This is a genomic window from Micromonospora sp. CNZ299, assembly GCF_002754415.1.
Genome location: NZ_PEFG01000001.1, coordinates 504,757 through 523,245, shown reverse-complemented (window position 1 = coordinate 523,245; position 18,489 = coordinate 504,757). Strand labels below are relative to the sequence as shown.

Annotated in this window: 14 protein-coding genes; 9 read left to right on the top strand and 5 right to left on the bottom strand. The window is 70.9% G+C overall.

The window, feature by feature from the left end; genetic code table 11:
• Positions 1-53: 53 nt before the first annotated feature.
• Positions 54-473 (bottom strand): DUF5319 domain-containing protein, encoded by a 420-nt coding sequence (locus tag CLT68_RS02465; protein WP_099848587.1) that lies wholly within the window; start codon positions 471-473, stop codon positions 54-56.
• A 186-nt stretch (positions 474-659) separates the two neighbouring features.
• Between CLT68_RS02465 and guaB the strand changes: the two genes are divergently transcribed.
• Together guaB and CLT68_RS02455 are read left to right on the top strand one after the other, a co-directional pair.
• Entirely contained in the window at positions 660-2,222 is a 1,563-nt protein-coding gene (gene guaB / locus CLT68_RS02460; RefSeq protein ID WP_088950167.1) for an IMP dehydrogenase, read from the top strand.
• A gap of 30 nt (positions 2,223-2,252) precedes the next feature.
• Positions 2,253-3,371 carry a GuaB3 family IMP dehydrogenase-related protein gene (locus CLT68_RS02455; RefSeq protein ID WP_099848585.1) on the top strand — a complete coding sequence of 373 codons (1,119 nt, stop codon included), beginning with the start codon at positions 2,253-2,255 and terminating at the stop codon, positions 3,369-3,371.
• A gap of 72 nt (positions 3,372-3,443) precedes the next feature.
• Here CLT68_RS02455 and CLT68_RS02450 read toward each other — a convergent pair whose 3' ends face one another.
• The gene (locus tag CLT68_RS02450) at positions 3,444-4,553 is read right to left on the bottom strand and encodes a sugar phosphate isomerase/epimerase family protein (RefSeq protein ID WP_099848583.1); all 1,110 of its coding nucleotides are present in this window, start codon (positions 4,551-4,553) and stop codon (positions 3,444-3,446) included.
• Between the two features lie 184 nt (positions 4,554-4,737).
• Between CLT68_RS02450 and CLT68_RS02445 the strand changes: the two genes are divergently transcribed.
• Complete coding sequence (locus tag CLT68_RS02445) at positions 4,738-6,159, top strand: M1 family metallopeptidase (protein WP_099848581.1); 1,422 nt, start codon at positions 4,738-4,740, stop codon at positions 6,157-6,159.
• A 110-nt stretch (positions 6,160-6,269) separates the two neighbouring features.
• The gene (locus tag CLT68_RS02440) at positions 6,270-7,727 is read left to right on the top strand and encodes a M1 family metallopeptidase (RefSeq protein ID WP_099848579.1); all 1,458 of its coding nucleotides are present in this window, start codon (positions 6,270-6,272) and stop codon (positions 7,725-7,727) included.
• A 6-nt stretch (positions 7,728-7,733) separates the two neighbouring features.
• On the opposite strand, the gene CLT68_RS02435 is transcribed toward CLT68_RS02440, so the two are convergent.
• Positions 7,734-8,837 (bottom strand): LCP family protein, encoded by a 1,104-nt coding sequence (locus CLT68_RS02435; RefSeq protein ID WP_486482058.1) that lies wholly within the window; start codon positions 8,835-8,837, stop codon positions 7,734-7,736.
• A 161-nt stretch (positions 8,838-8,998) separates the two neighbouring features.
• Here CLT68_RS02435 and CLT68_RS02430 point away from each other — a divergent pair, with 161 nt between their 5' ends.
• Positions 8,999-10,696 (top strand): FAD-dependent oxidoreductase, encoded by a 1,698-nt coding sequence (locus tag CLT68_RS02430; protein ID WP_099848575.1) that lies wholly within the window; start codon positions 8,999-9,001, stop codon positions 10,694-10,696.
• A 65-nt stretch (positions 10,697-10,761) separates the two neighbouring features.
• Positions 10,762-12,318, top strand: coding sequence for a glutamine-hydrolyzing GMP synthase (gene guaA, locus CLT68_RS02425; RefSeq protein ID WP_099848573.1), 1,557 nt, complete (start codon positions 10,762-10,764; stop codon positions 12,316-12,318).
• A gap of 7 nt (positions 12,319-12,325) precedes the next feature.
• Here the strand turns inward: guaA and CLT68_RS02420 are convergent, their stop codons facing one another.
• Positions 12,326-12,646 (bottom strand): PspC domain-containing protein, encoded by a 321-nt coding sequence (locus CLT68_RS02420; RefSeq protein ID WP_099848571.1) that lies wholly within the window; start codon positions 12,644-12,646, stop codon positions 12,326-12,328.
• A 143-nt stretch (positions 12,647-12,789) separates the two neighbouring features.
• Between CLT68_RS02420 and CLT68_RS02415 the strand changes: the two genes are divergently transcribed.
• The 3 genes from CLT68_RS02415 (at position 12,790) to CLT68_RS02405 (ending at position 16,638) form a co-directional block, all read left to right on the top strand.
• The gene (locus CLT68_RS02415; protein ID WP_099848569.1) at positions 12,790-13,740 is read left to right on the top strand and encodes an NUDIX hydrolase; all 951 of its coding nucleotides are present in this window, start codon (positions 12,790-12,792) and stop codon (positions 13,738-13,740) included.
• Between the two features lie 710 nt (positions 13,741-14,450).
• Positions 14,451-15,353, top strand: a complete 903-nt coding sequence (locus tag CLT68_RS02410; RefSeq protein ID WP_099856716.1) for an NUDIX domain-containing protein — start codon at positions 14,451-14,453, stop codon at positions 15,351-15,353.
• A 346-nt stretch (positions 15,354-15,699) separates the two neighbouring features.
• The gene (locus CLT68_RS02405) at positions 15,700-16,638 is read left to right on the top strand and encodes a CDP-alcohol phosphatidyltransferase family protein (protein ID WP_099848567.1); all 939 of its coding nucleotides are present in this window, start codon (positions 15,700-15,702) and stop codon (positions 16,636-16,638) included.
• A gap of 127 nt (positions 16,639-16,765) precedes the next feature.
• On the opposite strand, the gene CLT68_RS02400 is transcribed toward CLT68_RS02405, so the two are convergent.
• On the bottom strand, positions 16,766-18,019 hold the full coding sequence (locus CLT68_RS02400; RefSeq protein WP_099848565.1) for a phosphatidylserine decarboxylase: 1,254 nt from the start codon (positions 18,017-18,019) through the stop codon (positions 16,766-16,768).
• Between the last annotated feature and the right edge of the window lie 470 nt (positions 18,020-18,489).

Below are 18,489 nucleotides of genomic sequence, written 5' to 3'. Positions count from 1 at the left end.
GTCACCGGTACGCGCCGCACGCCACCATCAAACGGCGTCCACGCACCCGACCGTCACTGCGTTGCGGTCGAGGTGCCCGGCTCGTCCTCGGTGCCCTCGGTCAGGGTGTCGTGCACGCCGTCGGCGTAGCCCCGGGCGTAGTCCCAGGTCACGTAGTGGTCCGGGTCGGGGTCGTACGCGGGCTCGTGCACGCGGGGGCGGCCGGAGTTGAGCAGGTGGCGCAGGTTGCCCCGGAGCAGGTCCCAGTCGAAGTAGTGCGGCTCTCGGCAGTCCTCGCATTCGATCACCAGGCCACGGACCCCGATCGGGGCGAGCAGGGCCTGGTAGATCTCCAGGTCGGCGAGGTCTTCCAGCACGTCCTGCCGCTCGACGTCGGTCAGCGGATCCGGCGTCGGGTCATCGCCCGGCTCATCCAGACCCGCTGTGGGATCGGCCGGGTCGCCATTGAACGGGTCGATGGGCTCGTCGTGCACCCCTTCACCGTAGACCCAACGCGGCGCGGACGTCCGCCCCCCGGGCCGTGCGCCGGGCCGGGCCGCCACAGACGGGTCGCCCAGGTCACTGGGTACGATGAGGCGACGTGCCGGCACCGTGGCGCGCTCCGGTGCCCGCCCGCGCCACCTCGCTGAAGCCCATCCGAGCAGCTCAGGGGAGCAATCGTGGAAAATTCGCCCAGCACCGATCTTCCGGCCGGCGTGGAGCACGCCGACCTGGGCGGCCACCTGCCCGAGCTGCCGGCCGGCTCCGCCCGGGTGGTTCCGCTCGGCCTCACCTTCGACGACGTGCTGCTCCAGCCGGGCGAGTCGGACGTGGTGCCCAGTCGGGTCAACACCCGGACGAAGCTCACCCGCAACGTCGAGTTGTCCATTCCGCTGCTCTCCAGCGCGATGGACACGGTGACCGAGGCCCGGATGGCGATCGCCATGGCCCGCCAGGGCGGCATCGGCGTGTTGCACCGCAACCTCTCCATGGAGGACCAGGCGCTCCAGGTCGACCTGGTCAAGCGCTCCGAGTCCGGCATGATCACCAACCCGGTGACCGCCAGCCCTGACGACACGCTGCGCGAGGTGGACGAGCTGTGCGGGCGTTACCGCATCTCCGGCGTCCCCGTGGTGGACGGCGACGGCCAGTTGGTCGGCATCGTCACCAACCGCGACATGCGTTTCGTCTCCGAGCCGGACACCCCGGTCCGCGAGATCATGACCCACACCCCGCTGGTCACCGCCCGGGTGGGCGTGAGCAAGGACGACGCTCTCGCGCTGCTGCGCCAGCACAAGGTCGAGAAGCTGCCGATCGTCGACGAGTCCGGTCGGCTGCGTGGCCTGATCACCGTGAAGGACTTCACCAAGAGCGAGCAGTACCCGGACGCCAGCAAGGACGACGCCGGCCGCCTCCGGGTCGCCGCCGCCATCGGTGTCGGCGAGGACTCGTACAAGCGGGCCCGTGCCCTGGTCGACGCGGGCGTCGACGTGCTGATCGTGGACACCGCGCACGGTCACCAGCGGGCCGTGCTGGACATGGTCCGCCGGCTCAAGGCCGACGTCACTGTCGACATCATGGGCGGCAACGTGGCCACGTACGCCGGCGCGAAGGCGCTGGTTGACGCCGGCGCCGACGGCGTCAAGGTGGGCGTGGGTCCGGGCGCGATCTGCACCACCCGGATCGTCGCCGGTGTCGGTGTGCCGCAGGTGACCGCGATCATGGAGGCAGCCCGTGCCGCCCGGCCGGCCGGCGTGCCGGTGATCGGCGACGGTGGCATCCAATACTCCGGCGACATCGCCAAGGCCCTGGTGGCCGGTGCCGACACGGTGATGCTCGGCAGCCTGCTGGCCGGCTGCGAGGAGAGCCCCGGTGAGCTGATCTTCGTCAACGGCAAGCAGTTCAAGACCTACCGCGGGATGGGGTCGCTCGGCGCGATGCAGTCCCGGGGTCAGGCCAAGTCGTACAGCAAGGACCGCTACTTCCAGCAGGACGTGCTCAGCGACGACAAGCTCGTCCCGGAGGGCGTCGAGGGTCAGGTGCCCTACCGGGGGCCGCTCTCCCGGGTCGCCCACCAGCTGGTCGGCGGTTTGCGACTGGCCATGGGATACGCCGGTGCGGAGAACATCCCCGATCTGCACCGCCGGGGCCAGCTCATCCGGATCACCGCGGCCGGGCTGAAGGAGAGCCACCCGCACGACATCCAGATGACCGTCGAGGCGCCCAACTACCACACCCGCTGACCCACCACCCCCAACCATCTGGAGTCCCCCATGCGTGACGTGGTCGAGATCGGGCTGGGTAAGACCGCGCAGCGCGGCTACCACCTGGACGACATCGCCATCGTGCCGAGCCGCCGGACCAGGGACGTCGACGACGTCTCCACCTCCTGGCAGCTCGACGCGTACCCGTTCGGTATCCCGTGCGTCGGCCACCCCTCCGACGCCACCATGAGCCCGGCGTCGGCGGTGCGGCTCGGTGAGCTCGGCGGCCTCGGTGTGCTCAACGTCGAGGGGCTCTGGACCCGCTACGAGAACCCGACCAAGGTGCTGGAGGAACTGGCCGGCCTCGATGAGGATGCCCGCGCCACCAAGAAGCTCCAGGAGGTGTACGCCGAGCCGATCCGCCCGGACCTGATCGCCGAGCGGGTTCGTGAGCTGCGCGCCGGTGGCGGCACTGTGGCGGTGCGGGTCTCCCCGCAGCACACCCTGGCGCTGGCCCCGGTGATCCTGGACGCCGGGGTGGACATCCTGGTCATCCAGGGCACCATCGTCTCGGCCGAGCACGTGTCGACCACCGATGAGCCGTTGAACCTCAAGGAGTTCATCGCTGACCTGGACCTGCCGGTGATCGTCGGCGGTTGCACGGACTACAAGACCGCTCTGCACCTGATGCGTACCGGTGCGGCCGGGGTCATCGTGGGCATCGGTGGCGACGAGTGGTCGACCACCGAGTCGGTGCTGGGGATCCGGGTGCCGATGGCGACCGCGATCGCGGATGCGGCGGCGGCCCGCCGCGACTATCTGGACGAGACCGGCGGCCGGTACGTGCACCTCATCGCCGACGGTGACGTCCAGACCTCGGGCGACATCGCCAAGGCGCTCGGCTGCGGTGCGGACGCGGTGATGCTCGGTGAGCCGCTGTCGCTCTGCGAGGAGGCCCCCGCCGGTGGTGCCTGGTGGCACTCGGCGGCGAGTCACCCGTCGCTGCCTCGGGGCGCGTTCGAGGTTGCCGGTGAGCCGCTCGGGTCGATGGAGGAGCTGCTCTTCGGGCCGGCTGACGAGGCCGACGGCCAGCTCAACCTGTTCGGTGGGCTGCGTCGGGCGATGGCCAAGTGCGGTTACCGCGACCTGAAGGAGTTCCAGAAGGTCGGCCTGGTCCTCGACCGCTGACCCTTCTCTCAGACGCCGGGAGGCCGGCCCCGCGGTGCTGCGGGGCCGGCCTTCGTCGCGTTCAGACGGGAGTCACTTGTCCAGGTAGATGGTCAGGTCGGACATGTTGCGGTAGCTGGTCGCCGCGAAGTCCAGTGACTGGCCCTTGTTGTCGGCACCGCCGGGGGCGGTGTCCATCTCCCAGTTGGCGTGGTGGAAGTTGCGCTCGCCGATGGTCTGGAAGAACTGCTGGAAGTTGAGGTCACCCTCGCCCAGCGGGGTCATCTGGTATCCGTTGGGAACGCTGGTGTCCCGGTCGCCGTCCTTGGCGTGGAAGAGCGGGAACCGGGTGGTCCGGTCGGCCACGGTGAGGATCGGGTCGAACAGGTCGGTCACTTCCTGGCCGGCCGGGTTGACGTACTTCTGGTGCTTGTAGCGGGCCACGTAGGCCCAGTAGATGTCGAGCTCGAAGAAGACGTACCGCGGGTCGGTGATCTCGAAGAAGTACTCCAGCCGGCGGATGCCGGACGACCGGGTCTGCCGGCCCTGCGCGTCGCGCGGGCCACGGTCGATCAGGAAGCTGTACGCGGCGTCGTGGTTGTGCGTGTACAGCCGCATGCCCCGGGCCCGTGCCTGCCGACCCAGCTCGTTCCAGATGTCGGCGGCGGCGTCCCACTCGGCCTTGTACGCGCTGCTGGTCGGGTCGCTGCCGGTGCCGATGTTCTTCATGCCGAGTTCCTCGGCGATGTCGAGCTGCTGCTGGAAGGTGGCCGGCTGGATCGAGGCGTGGGTGCCGTTGGCCACCAGACCGTTGTCGTCGAGGATCTTGCGGATCTCGGTGGGAGTGATCTGCCGGCCGAGGATCTCGGTGCTCTGCGTGTAGCCGGCGAACTCGATCTCCTTGTAGCCGATCTCGGCGAGCCGGGCGAGGACGCGCTCGAAGCCGTAGGGCACTCCACTGTCGTCGGGCGCGGCGGTGATCCGGTCACGGACGCTGTAGAGGATGATGCCGCGGTTCTTCGCCGGGATCAGCGGCTCGACCCGCAGCTTGCTCTTGGGTTTGGCGAGCGCGGGGGTGCCGGTGGCGAGGACCGGTAGGCCGGCCGCGCCGATCGCGGCGGCTGCGCCGGCGGACGCGGCGAGCAGGGACCGACGGCTGAGTCGGCCGGTGGGGGTGGCGTCGGGTGCGGTGTGGTCTGGCATGGTTCCACCTTTCGCGACGGTGGTCGGAGATCGACACTAACGTCGGTCAAAGTCGAAAGAAAGTATCGATCGATGGCACCTTTTGTTTGATTCAACGAAAGTTACTGATGATCGTCAATACGGGCCGCGTCGCCTGCGGCGCTGACTACGCTCGTCCTGACCGGAGGTACCGCAGGGGGTGTGCATGGTCCGGACCGGACGGAGATCGGCCGGCAGTCGGTTGGCCGCCATCGCCGCCACGCTGACCTGCCTCGTCGGACTGGCCACGACCGGTTGTACGGGCGACAGCGACGGTTTCCGCCCCGGTGCGGCCGACGCGGGCGACCCGTACGTGCCGGGGCGCGGCAACGGCGGCTACGACGTCTCGCACTACGACCTCGACGTCCGCTACGACCCGTCGACGGACCGGCTGACCGGTCGCGCCGTCATCACGGCCACGGCCACCCAGGACCTGTCCCGGTTCAACCTGGACCTGGCCGGCCTGACCGTCAGCGCGGTCACCGTTGCCGACGCACGAGCCGACCACCGGCGCGGCGACGGCGAGCTGGTGGTGACCCCGCGCGCCGGGCTCCCGCGCGGCCGGCAGTTCACCGTGGCGGTGGACTACGCGGGTGTGCCCACGGCTGTGGTCGACGGGTCGTTGGGCAGCGGGGGTTTCCTGCACACCGCCGACGGCGCTGTCGCACTCGGCCAACCCGACTCGGCCGCCACCTGGTTCCCGGTCAACGACCACCCGTCGGACAAGGCCACCTACGACCTGGCGGTGACCGTCCCGGACGGCCTGGCCGCACTGAGCAACGGTGTGCCCGGCCCGAAGAGCAGCGCCGACGGCTGGACCACCTGGCACTGGTCGGAGCGCGCCCCGATGGCCAGTTACCTGAGCACCCTGGTGATCGGCGACTACCGGGTGGTGACGGGCACGCACGCCGGCCGACCGATGGTCACGGCGGTGGCGGCGAGCCTGCCCGCGAACGGCGGCGCGGCCAGCTCACTGGCCCGCACCGGGGCGATCGTCGACTTCCTGGCCAGCCGGTTCGGCCCGTACCCGTTCGACTCGTACGGCGGGATCGTGGTCGCCGACGACCGGATCGGGTACGCGCTGGAGACCCAGTCCCGCCCGGTCTACGGGCCCGCATTCTTCGCGGACGACCAACCCAACCCGAGCGTGGTGGCGCACGAGCTGGCCCACCAGTGGTTCGGCGACAGTGTGTCGCTGACCAGGTGGAGCGACATCTGGCTCAACGAGGGCTTCGCCAGCTACGCGGAGTGGCTGTGGGAGGAGCACGACGGCGGCCGGACCGCGCAACGCAACTTCGAGCTCCAGTACGCGGCGACCGACTGGTCGCAGCCGTCGGTCGAGCCGGGCCGGGAGTCGATGTTCGGCACGGCCGTCTACAAGCGGGGGGCACTCGCGGTGCACGCGCTGCGCCGGACCGTCGGTGACGACACGTTCTTCCGCCTCCTGCGGACCTGGACCAGCGAGCGGGCGGCGGGCAACGCGACCACCTCGGACCTCGTCGCGCTGGCCGAGCGGGTGGCGGGTCGGCAGCTTCGACCGCTCTTCGACGCCTGGTTGGTGGGTGGATCAGCGCCCACACTGCCGTGACGGAGCCGTGATGGCCGGTGGATATGCTCCCGCCTGCGGACGGCGGGGGACCGTCCGTGCGCGCGGAGCGGTGGACGCCGTCACCGCGACCGTACCGGGGAGGGTTCGAGATGCGGGTGACGCGGCACGACCTACGGATGGGCGTCGGTCTGCTGGTGGCCGGGGCGCTCACATTGTCCGGATGCGACTCGTCGGCCCCGGAGGCGGCGTCGGCGCCGAGCGCGTCGCCCACCCCGGCACGGACGTTCACCGCCGGTGCCGAGGGGGTCGGGGACGCCTACTTCCCGACCTACGGCAACGGCGGCTACGACGTCGGGCGGTACACGGTCAAGGTGCGTTACGACCCGGCGAAGGACCGGTTGACCGGTACGACCACGGTGCAGGCCACCGCGACGACCGACCTGTCGACGTTCAACCTCGACCTGGCCGGCCTGACGGTCACCACGGTCACCGTGGACGGCGCGCCGGCCACCCATGAGCGGAAGCGGAACGAGCTGGTGGTCAAGCCGGCCTCCGGCCTGATCAACGGCAACGGGTTCGTCGCCGAGGTCACCTACGAGGGTGTGCCGAAGCCGCTGAAGAACGAGACGCTCGGTGAGGGCGGGTTCCTGCACACCACGGACGGTGCCATCGCCCTGGGTCAGCCCGAGTCGGCCAGCACCTGGTACCCGGTCAACGACCACCCGTCCGACAAGGCGGCGTACGACTTCGAGGTCACAGTGCCCGACGGTCTGACCGCGGTCAGCAACGGCGTGCCGGGCGGCAAGGCCAGCAAGGACGGCTGGACCACCTGGAAGTGGTCGGAGAAGTCGCCGATGGCGAGCTATCTGAGCACGCTGGTGATCGGCAAGTTCCGGATCACCACCGGTGAGCACAAGGGCCGCCCGGTCTACAACGCGGTCGCCACCAACGTGGCCAAGGGCGCGGCCGACACGTCGATCGCCCAGACCGTCAAGGTGGCCGACTACCTGGAGAGCGTGTTCGGGCCGTACCCGTTCGACGCGTACGGCGGTGTGGTGGTCACCGACAGCCGGATCTCGTACGCCCTGGAGACGCAGAGCCGCCCGGTCTACTCCGCCGGCTTCTTCCGGCAGGGCGAGAACACCGAGGTGGTCGCGCACGAGCTGGCGCACCAGTGGTTCGGTGACAGTGTCGCGCTGGCCAGGTGGGAGGACATCTGGCTCAACGAGGGCTTCGCGACGTACGCCGAGTGGCTCTGGGCCGAGCACACCAGGACGTACACGGCCAAGGAGGCCTTCGACAACCGGTACGCCCGGATGTCCGCTCAGGTGTGGAAGACGCCGCCGGGCAAGCCTGGTGCCAAGGAGTTGTTCAGCGAGTCGGTCTACCAGCGCGGCGGCATGACCCTGCACGCCCTGCGGGTGGCTGTGGGCGACAAGGCGTTCTTCGAGATCGTCAAGACCTGGGCGGCGGAGAAGCGCAACGGCACCGCCACCACTGCGGAGTTCGTCGCCCTCGCCGAGCGCGTCTCCGGCAAGCAGCTCGACGCGCTCTTCGACGCCTGGTTGTACGGCACGAAGAAGCCGGCCCTGCCCAAGCGGCTCTGAGCGGGGTCAGTTCCTGACGACCAGGGTGGGGTTGGCGGCGAGGTAGGCGTCGGCGCGGCCGGCGCGGAGTTCGGTGATGAACTTCCGGCCGACGGCGGTGAGCTGTTCGCCGCGGTAGGCGCTGCCCTTGCCGACGCCGGACCCGGGCAGGCCGACGAGCACGAACTTGTTCGCCGGCATCCCACCGAGGGCGTACGCGATGTCGACGATCCGCCGCCCACCCACGTAGATCAGCGTGTTACCCAGCGCCGCGACGACCTGGTCGACCCGCTCCGGTTGCCGGGCGAGGCCCTCGTCCAGGATCTTGCTGGTCATCGCCTTGATCAGTTGCTGCTGGTGACGCTGCCGGGCGTAGTCGCCGCCGGTGATGTAGCGCTGCCGCGCGTAGTCCAGTGCCTGCCAGCCGTTGAGGTGCTGCTCGCCCTTCTCGTAGACCTGCTGCGGCCCGGTGTAACCGCCCGGCACGCTCTCCCGGTATTTGCCGTCCGGTCGGCGGTGCATCGACTCGACCCGCTGGTCGACGTAGATGTCCACCCCGCCCAGCGCGTCGACCAGCTTGTCGAACCCGTTGAACGTGAGCACCGCACCGGCGTCGATCCGCAGCCCGGTGTACCCGGCGACCGTGCTGCGCAGCAGCTCGTACCCCTGGGCGGCGCTCGGCTCCTTGGGTTTGCCCGGCACCCGGCTGCCGAAGCTCATCGCGTGGGTGAGCTTGGTCTTGCCGCCCTTGTAGCCGGCCTTCGGGAACGCCGGGATGTCCACCAGCAGGTCGCGGGGGAGCGAGAAGAGGTACGCCTGGCCCAACCCCTTCGGCACGTGCAGCACCAGCACGGCGTCCGAGTGCGGTTCCCATCCGGGCACGCTGACCCGGGTGTCCACACCCACCAGCAGCAGGTTGAGCGGGCCGGTGATGTCCGCGCCCGGCGGTGGGCCGCTGGGGCTCGGGGTGGGCGTCGGAATCGGCGTCGGCGTCGGCGAGCCGGCCACCGGAGCACCGCCCGGCTTGTTGTCGCTGGTCAGCCGGGTGATCACCACCGCCCCGGCCGCGATCAGCGCGACGGCGGCGAGGGCCGTCAACCCCAGCAGCAACCACCGTCGGCGCGGTGCCATCGACCCGAGGATCATCTGAAAATTCCCTCCACCCGTCTGGTGAACAACGCTCCGACGGGTGCTCCGGGTTGCGGCCGGAAGGCGCCGGGTCGGTCGGCCGGAGCATGATCGCGCGAAATCGGGCGCTAGCGCGAGCGCTACTGGCGAGTAATGATGCATCCATGCGGTATGACGTGGTCGTCATCGGGTCCGGCTTCGGTGGCAGCGTCACCGCGCTCCGCCTCTCCGAAAAGGGCTACTCCGTCGCTGTGCTGGAAGCCGGTCGGCGCTTCGCCGACGACGAGTTCCCGCAGACGTCCTGGCGCGCCCGCCGGTTCCTGTGGGCGCCGAAACTGGGCTGCTACGGCATCCAGCGGATCACCCTGCTCCGCCCGGCCGCGAAGCGCTCCGGCGGTGGTGTGCTGGTGCTCTCCGGAGCCGGGGTGGGCGGCGGTTCACTGGTCTACGCGAACACCCTCTACGAGCCGCTGCCGCCCTTCTACACCGACCCACAGTGGCGGGACATCACCGATTGGCGCGACGAGTTGGCCCGCCACTACGACCAGGCGAAGCGGATGCTCGGCGTCACCACGTACCCGGTGAACACCGGCGCGGACCGGGCCATGCGGGCGGTGGCCGAGCGGATGGGGGTGGGGCACACCTTCCACGCCACCCCGGTGGGCGTGCACATCGGCCGCCCCGGCGAGCGGGTCGCCGACCCGTACTTCGGCGGTGCCGGCCCGGAGCGCACCGGCTGCTCGCACTGCGGCGGGTGCATGACCGGCTGCCGGCACGGGGCGAAGAACACCCTGGTCAAGAACTATCTCTGGCTCGCCGAGCGGCTGGGCGCCGTCGTGCACCCGCTGACCACTGTGACCGCCGTCAAGCCCGCCGCGGAGGGCGGGTACGAGGTGCACACCGTCCGCACCGGCGCCTGGGTGCGTCACCGACGCCAGGTGATCCACGCCGACCAGGTGGTGTTCGCCGCCGGAGCGCTCGGCACCCAACGGCTGCTGCACGCGATGAAGGACGACGGCGTGCTGCCCGGGCTCTCGCCCCGCCTGGGCGAGCTGACCCGGACCAACTCCGAGGCGATCCTGGGTGCCTCGGTGGCACGCCAGCAGGCCCGGGCCGAAGGGCTGGACTTCACCGACGGCGTGGCGATCACCAGCTCGTTCCACCCCGACCCGCAGACCCACATCGAACCGGTCCGCTACGGGCGCGGCTCCAACGCGATGGGGCTGCTCCAGTCGCTCCTGGTCGACGGCGGTCCCCACCGGGTACGCCGCTGGCTGGGCAGCATCGTGCGCCAGCCACGGCTGGCCGCCCGGATGCTGTCCGTGCGCGGCTGGTCGGAGCGGACGGTGATCGCCCTGGTGATGCAGTCGGTGGACAACTCACTGACCACCCGGTGGCGGCGCGGCCTGTTCGGTCGTCGACTGGTCACCGGCCCGGGCCACGGCACCCCGAGCCCGACCTGGATCCCGGCCGGCAACACCGCGGCCCGACTGCTCGCCGACGAGATCGGCGGCACCCCCGGCGGCTCACTCACCGAGCCGTTCGACATCCCGGTGACCGCGCACATCCTCGGCGGGGCGCCCATCGGCGCCACCCCGGCCGACGGGGTGGTCGACCCCTGGCACCGGGTGTACGGGCACCCCGGGCTGCACGTCGTCGACGGCGCGGCGGTCTCGGCCAACCTCGGCGTGAACCCGTCGCTGACGATCACCGCGCAGGCGGAACGGGCGATGTCCTTCTGGCCCAACCGGGGCGAGGAGGACCCCCGACCGACGCTCGGGTCCCCGTACCGCCGGCTGGCACCCGTACCCCCGCACCACCCGGCGGTGCCGACGGACGCCCCGGGCGCGCTGCGGCCCTGAGGCCGGCGGGCGCGGGGGCGAGCCGGTGCCGGGCGCGGCCGTGACTGTCGGTAGGATTTGCGCACATGAGCCTGCCTCGCCCCGTCCTCGTGGTGGACTTCGGAGCCCAGTACGCCCAGCTCATCGCGCGCCGGGTCCGTGAGGCGAAGGTCTACTCCGAGATCGTGCCGCACTCGATGCCGATCGCCGAGATGCTGGCGAAGAACCCCGCCGCGATCATCCTCTCCGGTGGCCCCGCCAGCGTCTACGCAGTCGACGCACCGCAGATCGACGCGGGCGTGTTCAGCGCCGACGTGCCGGTCTTCGGCATCTGCTACGGCTTCCAGGCGATGGCCCAGGCGCTCGGCGGGACTGTCGCGAAGACCGGCAACCGCGAGTACGGCGGCACGCCGCTGCGCCCCCGCCTGCTCGAACCCGGTGTGCTGCTGCGCGACCTCCCGGCGGACCTGCCCGTCTGGATGAGCCACGGTGACGCCGTCACCGAGGCCCCCGCGGGCTTCACGGTGACCGCCGAGTCGGCGGGCGCGCCGGTCGCCGCCTTCGAGGACCTCGCCGGCCGGCGGGCCGGCGTGCAGTTCCACCCGGAGGTCGGGCACACCGCGCACGGCCAGGAGATGCTGACCCGCTTCCTGTACGACATCGCCGGCATCGAGCCGACCTGGACGCCCGAGAACATCATCGACGAGCAGGTTGCCCGGATCCGCGCCCAGGTCGGCGACAAGGAGGTCATCTGCGGCCTGTCCGGCGGGGTGGACTCCGCGGTCGCCGCCGCGCTGGTGCACAAGGCGGTCGGTGACCAGCTCACCTGCGTCTTCGTCGACCACGGCCTGCTGCGCGCCGGTGAGGCCGAACAGGTCGAGAAGGACTACGTCGCCGCCACCGGCATCAAGCTGAAGGTGGTCGACGCCACCGACCGGTTCCTCGGCGCGCTGGCCGACGTGACCGACCCGGAGCAGAAGCGCAAGATCATTGGCCGGGAGTTCATCCGGGTCTTCGAGGCCGCCGCCCGCGAGATCGCCTCGCACGGCGACGTCGAGTTCCTCGTCCAGGGCACCCTCTACCCCGACGTGGTGGAGTCTGGCGGCGGCACCGGCACCGCCAACATCAAGAGTCACCACAACGTCGGCGGTCTGCCCGAGGACCTGAAGTTCGCCCTGGTCGAGCCGCTGCGCACCCTCTTCAAGGACGAGGTCCGGGCGCTCGGCCTCCAGTTGGGCCTGCCCGAGGCGATGGTCTGGCGGCACCCGTTCCCCGGCCCCGGCCTGGCCATCCGGATCATCGGCGCGGTCAACCAGGAGCGCCTCGACCTGCTCCGCGAGGCCGACCTGATCGCCCGCGAGGAACTGACCGCCGCCGGCCTGGACCGGGGCGTCTGGCAGTTCCCGGTGGTGCTGCTCGCCGACGTCCGCAGCGTCGGTGTGCAGGGAGACGGGCGCAGTTACGGGCACCCCGTGGTGCTGCGCCCCGTCTCCAGCGAGGACGCCATGACCGCTGACTGGTCACGACTGCCCTACGAGGTGGTTGCCCGGATCTCCACCCGGATCACCAACGAGGTGGCTGAGGTGAACCGCGTGGTCCTGGACGTGACCAGCAAGCCGCCGGGCACCATCGAGTGGGAGTAGGCGTTGCTCAGGCGGCCGGCGGCGTGTTGAACGGGGTCGTCGGCGGGTAGGGCGGCGTCGGGGCGGTGGGCTGCGGCGCGGTGCCCGCCGGGTGCGGCCAGGCCGGCGCGCCGGTGGGCTCCTCCGGCATCAGGAACCACATGATCGGGTACGCGAACAGCGCCAGCCCGCCGGTGAGCAGGCCGCTGACCGCGAAGAGCACCCGGACCAGTGTGGGATCGATGGCGAAGTAGCGGCCGATGCCGCTGGCGACCCCCGCGACCATTCGGTCGGTGGTGGGTCGCCGAAGCTGCTTGTACGGGGCGTGGGGAGCGGTGGTCGATGTCATGACCCCACTGTCCGCGCTGGCGACCGGCCCGCCCTCGGTGACCGCCCGGATCCTTACCCTGACCGATCCCTGATCGGTGTCAGACAGTCAGGAATCCGACTCTTTTCCGTTCCGGTAACCAGGCGCGGGGAGAATTTGGTCCCGTGACCACCTTGCTGGAGCCGCTCCGCAGGATCGCGGCATACGCAGTTTGTGCTGATTCAAGAGGCCGAGTCTTGCTGGTCCGCGCATCGGAGCGCTCCGGCACCCCCGGCACGTGGTCGCTGCCTGGCGGGGCGGTCGACCACGGCGAGGACCCGAACCACACTGTCGTCCGTGAAACCGCCGCCGAGACCGGCCTCTCGGTCGCCGTGTCCGGCCTGGCCGACGTGCTCGCCGACATGCGCGCACTGCCGGACCGCGGCATCACCATTCACACCGACCGGTTGATCTACCGGGTGGCGGTGCGTGGCGGCACACTGGCCGACCGGGTCGGCGAGCGTCCCACCGACCTGGCCCGCTGGTACACGCTCGACGAGGCGCGCGAGCTGCCCCTGCGCTCGTTCACCGCACGCGCCCTCGGGCTGCCCGCCTCCTCGGCCGACGTGGTGCCCGACGAGGCACCCGAGTTCCCCTCGTTCTACGCGGTGCCCGGCCCGGACGGGCTGCACCGGGCGCAGCGCTTCGCCGCGTACGCCGTCTGCACCGACCCGGCCGGCCGGGTGCTGCTCACCCGGGTCTCCGACGGCTACCCCGGCGCCGGCTGCTGGCACCTGCCCGGCGGCGGCACCGACTACGGCGAGCAGCCCGGAGCGGCCCTCATCCGCGAGCTGGTCGAGGAGACCGGGCAGACCGGCCGCCTGGTCGAGCTTCTCGGGGTGGCCAGCCACCGCGACGCCGCCTCACTCGGCCCCGAGGGCTACCCGATCGACTGGCACGGAGTGCGCGCCTTCTACCGCGTCGTCGTCGACCAACCCAACCCGCTGACCGTGGCCGACGTGGGCGGCTCCACCTGCGAGGCCCGCTGGTTCGGGCGCGAGGAGCTGGGCGCTCTCCCCACCCACCACCTCACCGAGGTGACCGCCGAAGCAGTCCAAGCCGCCCAGCTCACCTGATCCGTGGTCATCCCGGCCTCTTTCTGGCGCCGGTGTGACCTGCGGTGATGCAGGTTCGGTGCATCTCGCGTCAGGCGCGCGCAGGTGACCGCGGCCGCGCTGCCTGGCGTCGGGGATGTCCTTGCTGCGTGCTGCGTGCTGCCTGCTGCCTGCTGCCGGCGGTTGTGCGGTCGTGCGGTCGTGCGGGTGTGGATACCCGGCAATCCCGCGGCGAAGTGCTGCGGCCGAATGATCGACTCGGTTTCATTGAAGTTGCGGTATCCCAGCACCAGGACACCCCGATTTCCGCAAAACCGAGTCGATCATTGCTTGAGCGGCCTCGTAGTCGCGCGGTGACCTGACGCAGCACGGACATATCCGCAGAAAGGGCATGCTTCGGCAAGGGGCGGTCCTTCGGACCTGAGGCCGGTTTGAACGCCGCCCGGTGCGGAGGGTCGGCGCCACAGGTCGAGGTCCTGTCGGTCCGGTCCTGTCGGTGTCCACGTCACGGACCTGCTCGACCTCGGTCCTGTCGGTCTGGTCCTGTCGGTCCGGTCCTCCTGGCCCGGTCCTGTCGGTCCACACCGCGCTGGCCCGACCCCGTCGCACCCCTCCTGCCCGCCTCGCCCCGTTGATCATGAAGTTATTGTCAGGACACGCCGAGATGGACGGCTATAACTTCATGATCGACGGGTTTGGTGGGTTTGGTGGGCGGGCGGGAGTGGGCGGGGATGGGGTTCTTGCGGCGGGTTGGGGTTTATGGCGTTCTGTGGGATGGCGATCGGGTGCTGGTGGTTCGGGACGGGGTGGGCGGTGAGTTTCCCGGGGTGTGGCGGCTGCCGGGAGGTGCTGTCGCGCACGCCGAGCATCCCGAGCGTGCCGTGGTTCGTGCCGTCGCCGAGCAGACCGGGCTGACCGTTGCGGCGGGTCGACTGCGGGCGGTGGTCGCAGACGTGACCAGCTATCCGGAGGACGTCTCGCTGCACACCGACCGGCTGTTCTTCGAGTTGGCCCAGCGTGACGGGCCGGCGGCTGAGGCTGGTGGTGGGTTGGTTGATCGCGTTGCTTGGCTCACCCTGGCCGAGGCGGCGGGGTTGTCACTGACACCGTTCACCGCCGAAATGCTCGGCCTGCCGGTCACGCCGCTGCCGCCCGGGTCGCACCGGCCGGGTCAGTCGTTTCCGCCGCCGCACCCCGATCGCCGGCTGCGCTTCGGGTCGTACGGGCTGGTGACCGATCCGGCCGGGCGGATCCTGCTCACGCAGATCGCGGACGGCTATCCGGGGGCTGGCTTGTGGCACCTGCCCGGTGGGGGTACCGATCACGGTGAGCAGCCGACCACCGGGTTGCTCCGGGAGTTGGTCGAGGAGGGTGGTCAGCTCGGTCGGGTGGTCGAGCTTCTCGGGGTGGACAATCTGCACAACCCTGCCGCGCTCGGCCCGGAGGGTCGGCCATTGGACTGGCACGGCGTACGGGTGATCTATCGGGTGTTGGTGGACGTACCTACCGATGCGGTGGTCACCGAATCCGCAGGGGGCTCGACGGCGAGGGCCGGCTGGTTCACCCGCGCCGAAGCTGTTGACCTGCCGTTGAGCGACATCGCTGCGCTGGCAATCGGACAGACTGGCCGATAGCACGCCGCTCGGTGAGCCGAACTGGTGACCCTCCGGTACAGTCAAAGGCGGGAATGGTGGAGGAAACGGGCGATGAAGCCCGGGATGGGAACAAGCGAGCGGTTCGAGCGGTTTAAGCCAGATATAAGTACCGCCGGCAGCTATCGCCAAGCCATGTTCCCCTATGCGATGGTGTACTCCGCAAAACGGCTGCCGGGCCACGCAAGGTCCGGCACGAGACAGCCGGACACCCGCCCCCACGGCGGTCAGCCGATCCGGTGATGGAGGAAACGTGCCGAGAGCCCCATGGCGCCGGCGTCGTACTACTGACAGTCCGCGCCCCGCAGGGCGTCGCTGGGCGGGCAGGTTGCGCCGCAGCAGCACGTTCGCCCGCCAGGTGCTCCTGGTCCGGGTCGGTCGTCGTGACGACGACCTGCGCGGGACCGACCTGGTTCCTACCGAGCACCGGTACGCCGACCGGCAGCGCCGTCGTTACGGCCTGGACCGGCTCAGCCGGCCGGCTGTCAACGTCGGTCGGGCGGAGATCGAGGCGGTGATGCCGGTCAGCCCGGCGATGCCGCCGATGGCGTACGCCGACGAGGCGTCCGCCGCGACCATCCCGCTGCTTCCCGGCGAGCGCACCATCGCCCGTCGGATGAAGTTCGGCCTGGTCAACGCCTGCACGCTGGCCAGCCTGATGCTCGGCATGCTGGCCATCTTCCTGGCCATGCAGGGCGAGGTGCGCATCGCCGCGCTCTGCCTGATCGCCTGCGTCGCCTTCGACGGTCTGGACGGCGCACTGGCCCGCCGACTCGGGGTGGCCAGCCCGTTCGGCGCGCAGATGGACTCGCTCGCCGACATGTGCTCGTTCGGTCTCGCCGCGCCGGTCGTGGTCTACGCCTCGCTCGCCGGCTCCGTCTCCACCGCTGCGGCGGCGGTGGCGTGCGCCCTGGTCGCGGCCTGTGCCGCCATTCGACTGGCCCGCTTCAACGTCTCGCCGAAGGACGGCCGCTTCTTCTGCGGCGTGCCGACCACGATGGCGGCGGCGGTGCTCGCCCTGACCGTGGCGATCGGCCTGCCGGTGCCCGGGGCCGTGCTGGTCGCCGGGGTGGCGCTGCTGGCCTTCGCAATGGTTTCGAGCTTCCCGTACGCCAAGCTCGCCCGCCTGGTGAAGCTGCCCCCGTGGCTCTGGCTGGCTCCGGTGATCGGCGCGCTGGTCGACATCCGGATCACGTTCGCGTTGATCGTGGTGGGTTACCTGGTCAGCGGGCCGGTGCTCTGGCTGCGGCAGCGTCGCACCGCCTGAGCCCAGCAACATCGCGCCAAATGAGCACAGCACGCCGCACCACTTGAGCACAGCACCACGTACCGCTTGATCGCAGCAACGAGAAAGGGGCGCCGCGGACAGCGGCGCCCCTTTCCTCGTTCGTGGGTCAGCGCCAGCGGGCGATGACCGTGGAACCGCCGACGACCTTGTCGCCCGGCCCGACCAACGGGTCAGCGGCATCGGCCGGCAGGTAGACGTCGGTCCGGGAGCCGAACCGGATCAGCCCGAAGCGCTCGCCCCTGGCCAGCAGCGCGCCGATGGGCGCGCGCTGCACGATCCGGCGGGCGATGAGCCCGGTGCGCTGCGCGACCACCACCGTGCCGCGAGCGGTGTCCAACACGGTGTACGCCGCCACGTTGTGCTCGGCGTCCGGCTTCATCGCGTTGACGAAGCCGCCGTCAGCGACGAAGTAGTCCACCACCTTGCCGGCGACCGGGGACCGGTTGACGTGCACGTCCAGCACCGACAGGAAGACCGCGACCCGGAGCCACTCGCCGTCGCCGAAACGCTCGTCGTGCAACCGCTGCACCGACAGGACCTTGCCGTCCGCGCTGGCGACCACGGCGCCCGGGTCTTCCGGCACGTCCCGCTCGGGGTCGCGGAAGAACGCGGCGACAGGCCCGGCGGCCAGCGCCGGCAGCAGCCAGAGCTTGGACGACGGACGCGCCACCCGGGCCAGCGCCGCGAGGCCCAGCGCGATGCCCGCCGCGGCCACGCCGTTGGAGTCGATGTGCATGCCGCGGGTCAGCGGCACGCTCGACGGGCGGTGCGCGGGGGCCAACCTGTCGGCCGTGGCCGGGCTGGCCGGGGTGAACCGCAGCCGGTAGACCCGCACCGGTGGCGAGTTGCGCAGCACCAGGTCGGCGCCGACGCCGTAGAGGGCGTCCTGTCGAGCCAGCTCGGTGGCCGCGCCGGTGGTCCGGCCCGGCATGGCGATGGTCGCCACGCTCAACACCGCGCCGTCGGAGAGGTATTTGGCCAGGCCCTCGATGCCGCTGCGGGTCTCCTCGGCGGTGCCGGCGAACACCTCGCCGGCGATGACGACCCCGGCGGGCTCGGCCTCGGCCAGCGAGTCGACGACGCTCACCCGGTCGGCGACCCAGCGACCCTGGGCGGTGATGTGCTCGCGGAGCGCGGCAGCGCCGAATGGCTCGGCGGGCACCACGGTGAGCCGGTCACCGGGGAGCAGCGCGTCGATCGCCGCGGCCAGCACCGCGGACTCCGGGCTCGCCCCGACCAGCAGGGCGGCCTTGGGATCGTTGATCCGGGCCAGCTCGGTGACGAGGGTACGGGCGGCTCGCTCGCCGATGCGGACCGGACCGGACCGGCCGGTGGTACGCACGGCGGGGGACTGGGTCATGTCGGGCGGGCTCCTGACGGGGTAGAGACGGGAATCGCGGCGGGACCGGCATGGCGGGACGGGCCGGCCGGCGGAGGCGAGATCTCCACCGGCCAGCATATGCGTCCGTTCGCGTCAGTCGCACCGCCGTAGCGGTGGAGTACGCCGACGTCGGCAGGCGCCCAAGGTCACCCCTGCCCGCGCCGGCCGTCCCGCTGGTCGGCCGACTGGTCGCCGACGGCCTCGACCGGGTGGTCGGGGCGGGTCGGCTCGTCCCCCTCCGCCGGGGCCGGTCGGGTGTCGATCCCGAGGGTCGGCTCCTCGTTCCGGTCGTCGGTCGGGCCGGAGACCGGTGCGGTCTGCTCCTCGGAGGGCGGATGAGCCAGCCAGGCGGGGTGGATCACCTCGGCGGTCGGCGCCTCCGGTGTGGGACCCGAGGCGGGAACGTCCCACGGTTTCGGACCCGAGGGGGGAACGTCCCAGGTGGACCG

Coding starts and splice junctions, on each gene's coding strand:
- CLT68_RS02410 (WP_099856716.1), top strand. CDS start 14,451: ATGGGGTTCTTGCGGCGGGTTGGGGTTTATGGCGTTCTGTGGGATGGC.
- CLT68_RS02400 (WP_099848565.1), bottom strand. CDS start 18,019: ATGACCCAGTCCCCCGCCGTGCGTACCACCGGCCGGTCCGGTCCGGTC.
- CLT68_RS02450 (WP_099848583.1), bottom strand. CDS start 4,553: ATGCCAGACCACACCGCACCCGACGCCACCCCCACCGGCCGACTCAGC.
- CLT68_RS02430 (WP_099848575.1), top strand. CDS start 8,999: ATGCGGTATGACGTGGTCGTCATCGGGTCCGGCTTCGGTGGCAGCGTC.
- CLT68_RS02445 (WP_099848581.1), top strand. CDS start 4,738: ATGGTCCGGACCGGACGGAGATCGGCCGGCAGTCGGTTGGCCGCCATC.
- CLT68_RS02455 (WP_099848585.1), top strand. CDS start 2,253: ATGCGTGACGTGGTCGAGATCGGGCTGGGTAAGACCGCGCAGCGCGGC.
- CLT68_RS02435 (WP_486482058.1), bottom strand. CDS start 8,837: ATGGCACCGCGCCGACGGTGGTTGCTGCTGGGGTTGACGGCCCTCGCC.
- CLT68_RS02440 (WP_099848579.1), top strand. CDS start 6,270: ATGCGGGTGACGCGGCACGACCTACGGATGGGCGTCGGTCTGCTGGTG.
- guaA (WP_099848573.1), top strand. CDS start 10,762: ATGAGCCTGCCTCGCCCCGTCCTCGTGGTGGACTTCGGAGCCCAGTAC.
- CLT68_RS02420 (WP_099848571.1), bottom strand. CDS start 12,646: ATGACATCGACCACCGCTCCCCACGCCCCGTACAAGCAGCTTCGGCGA.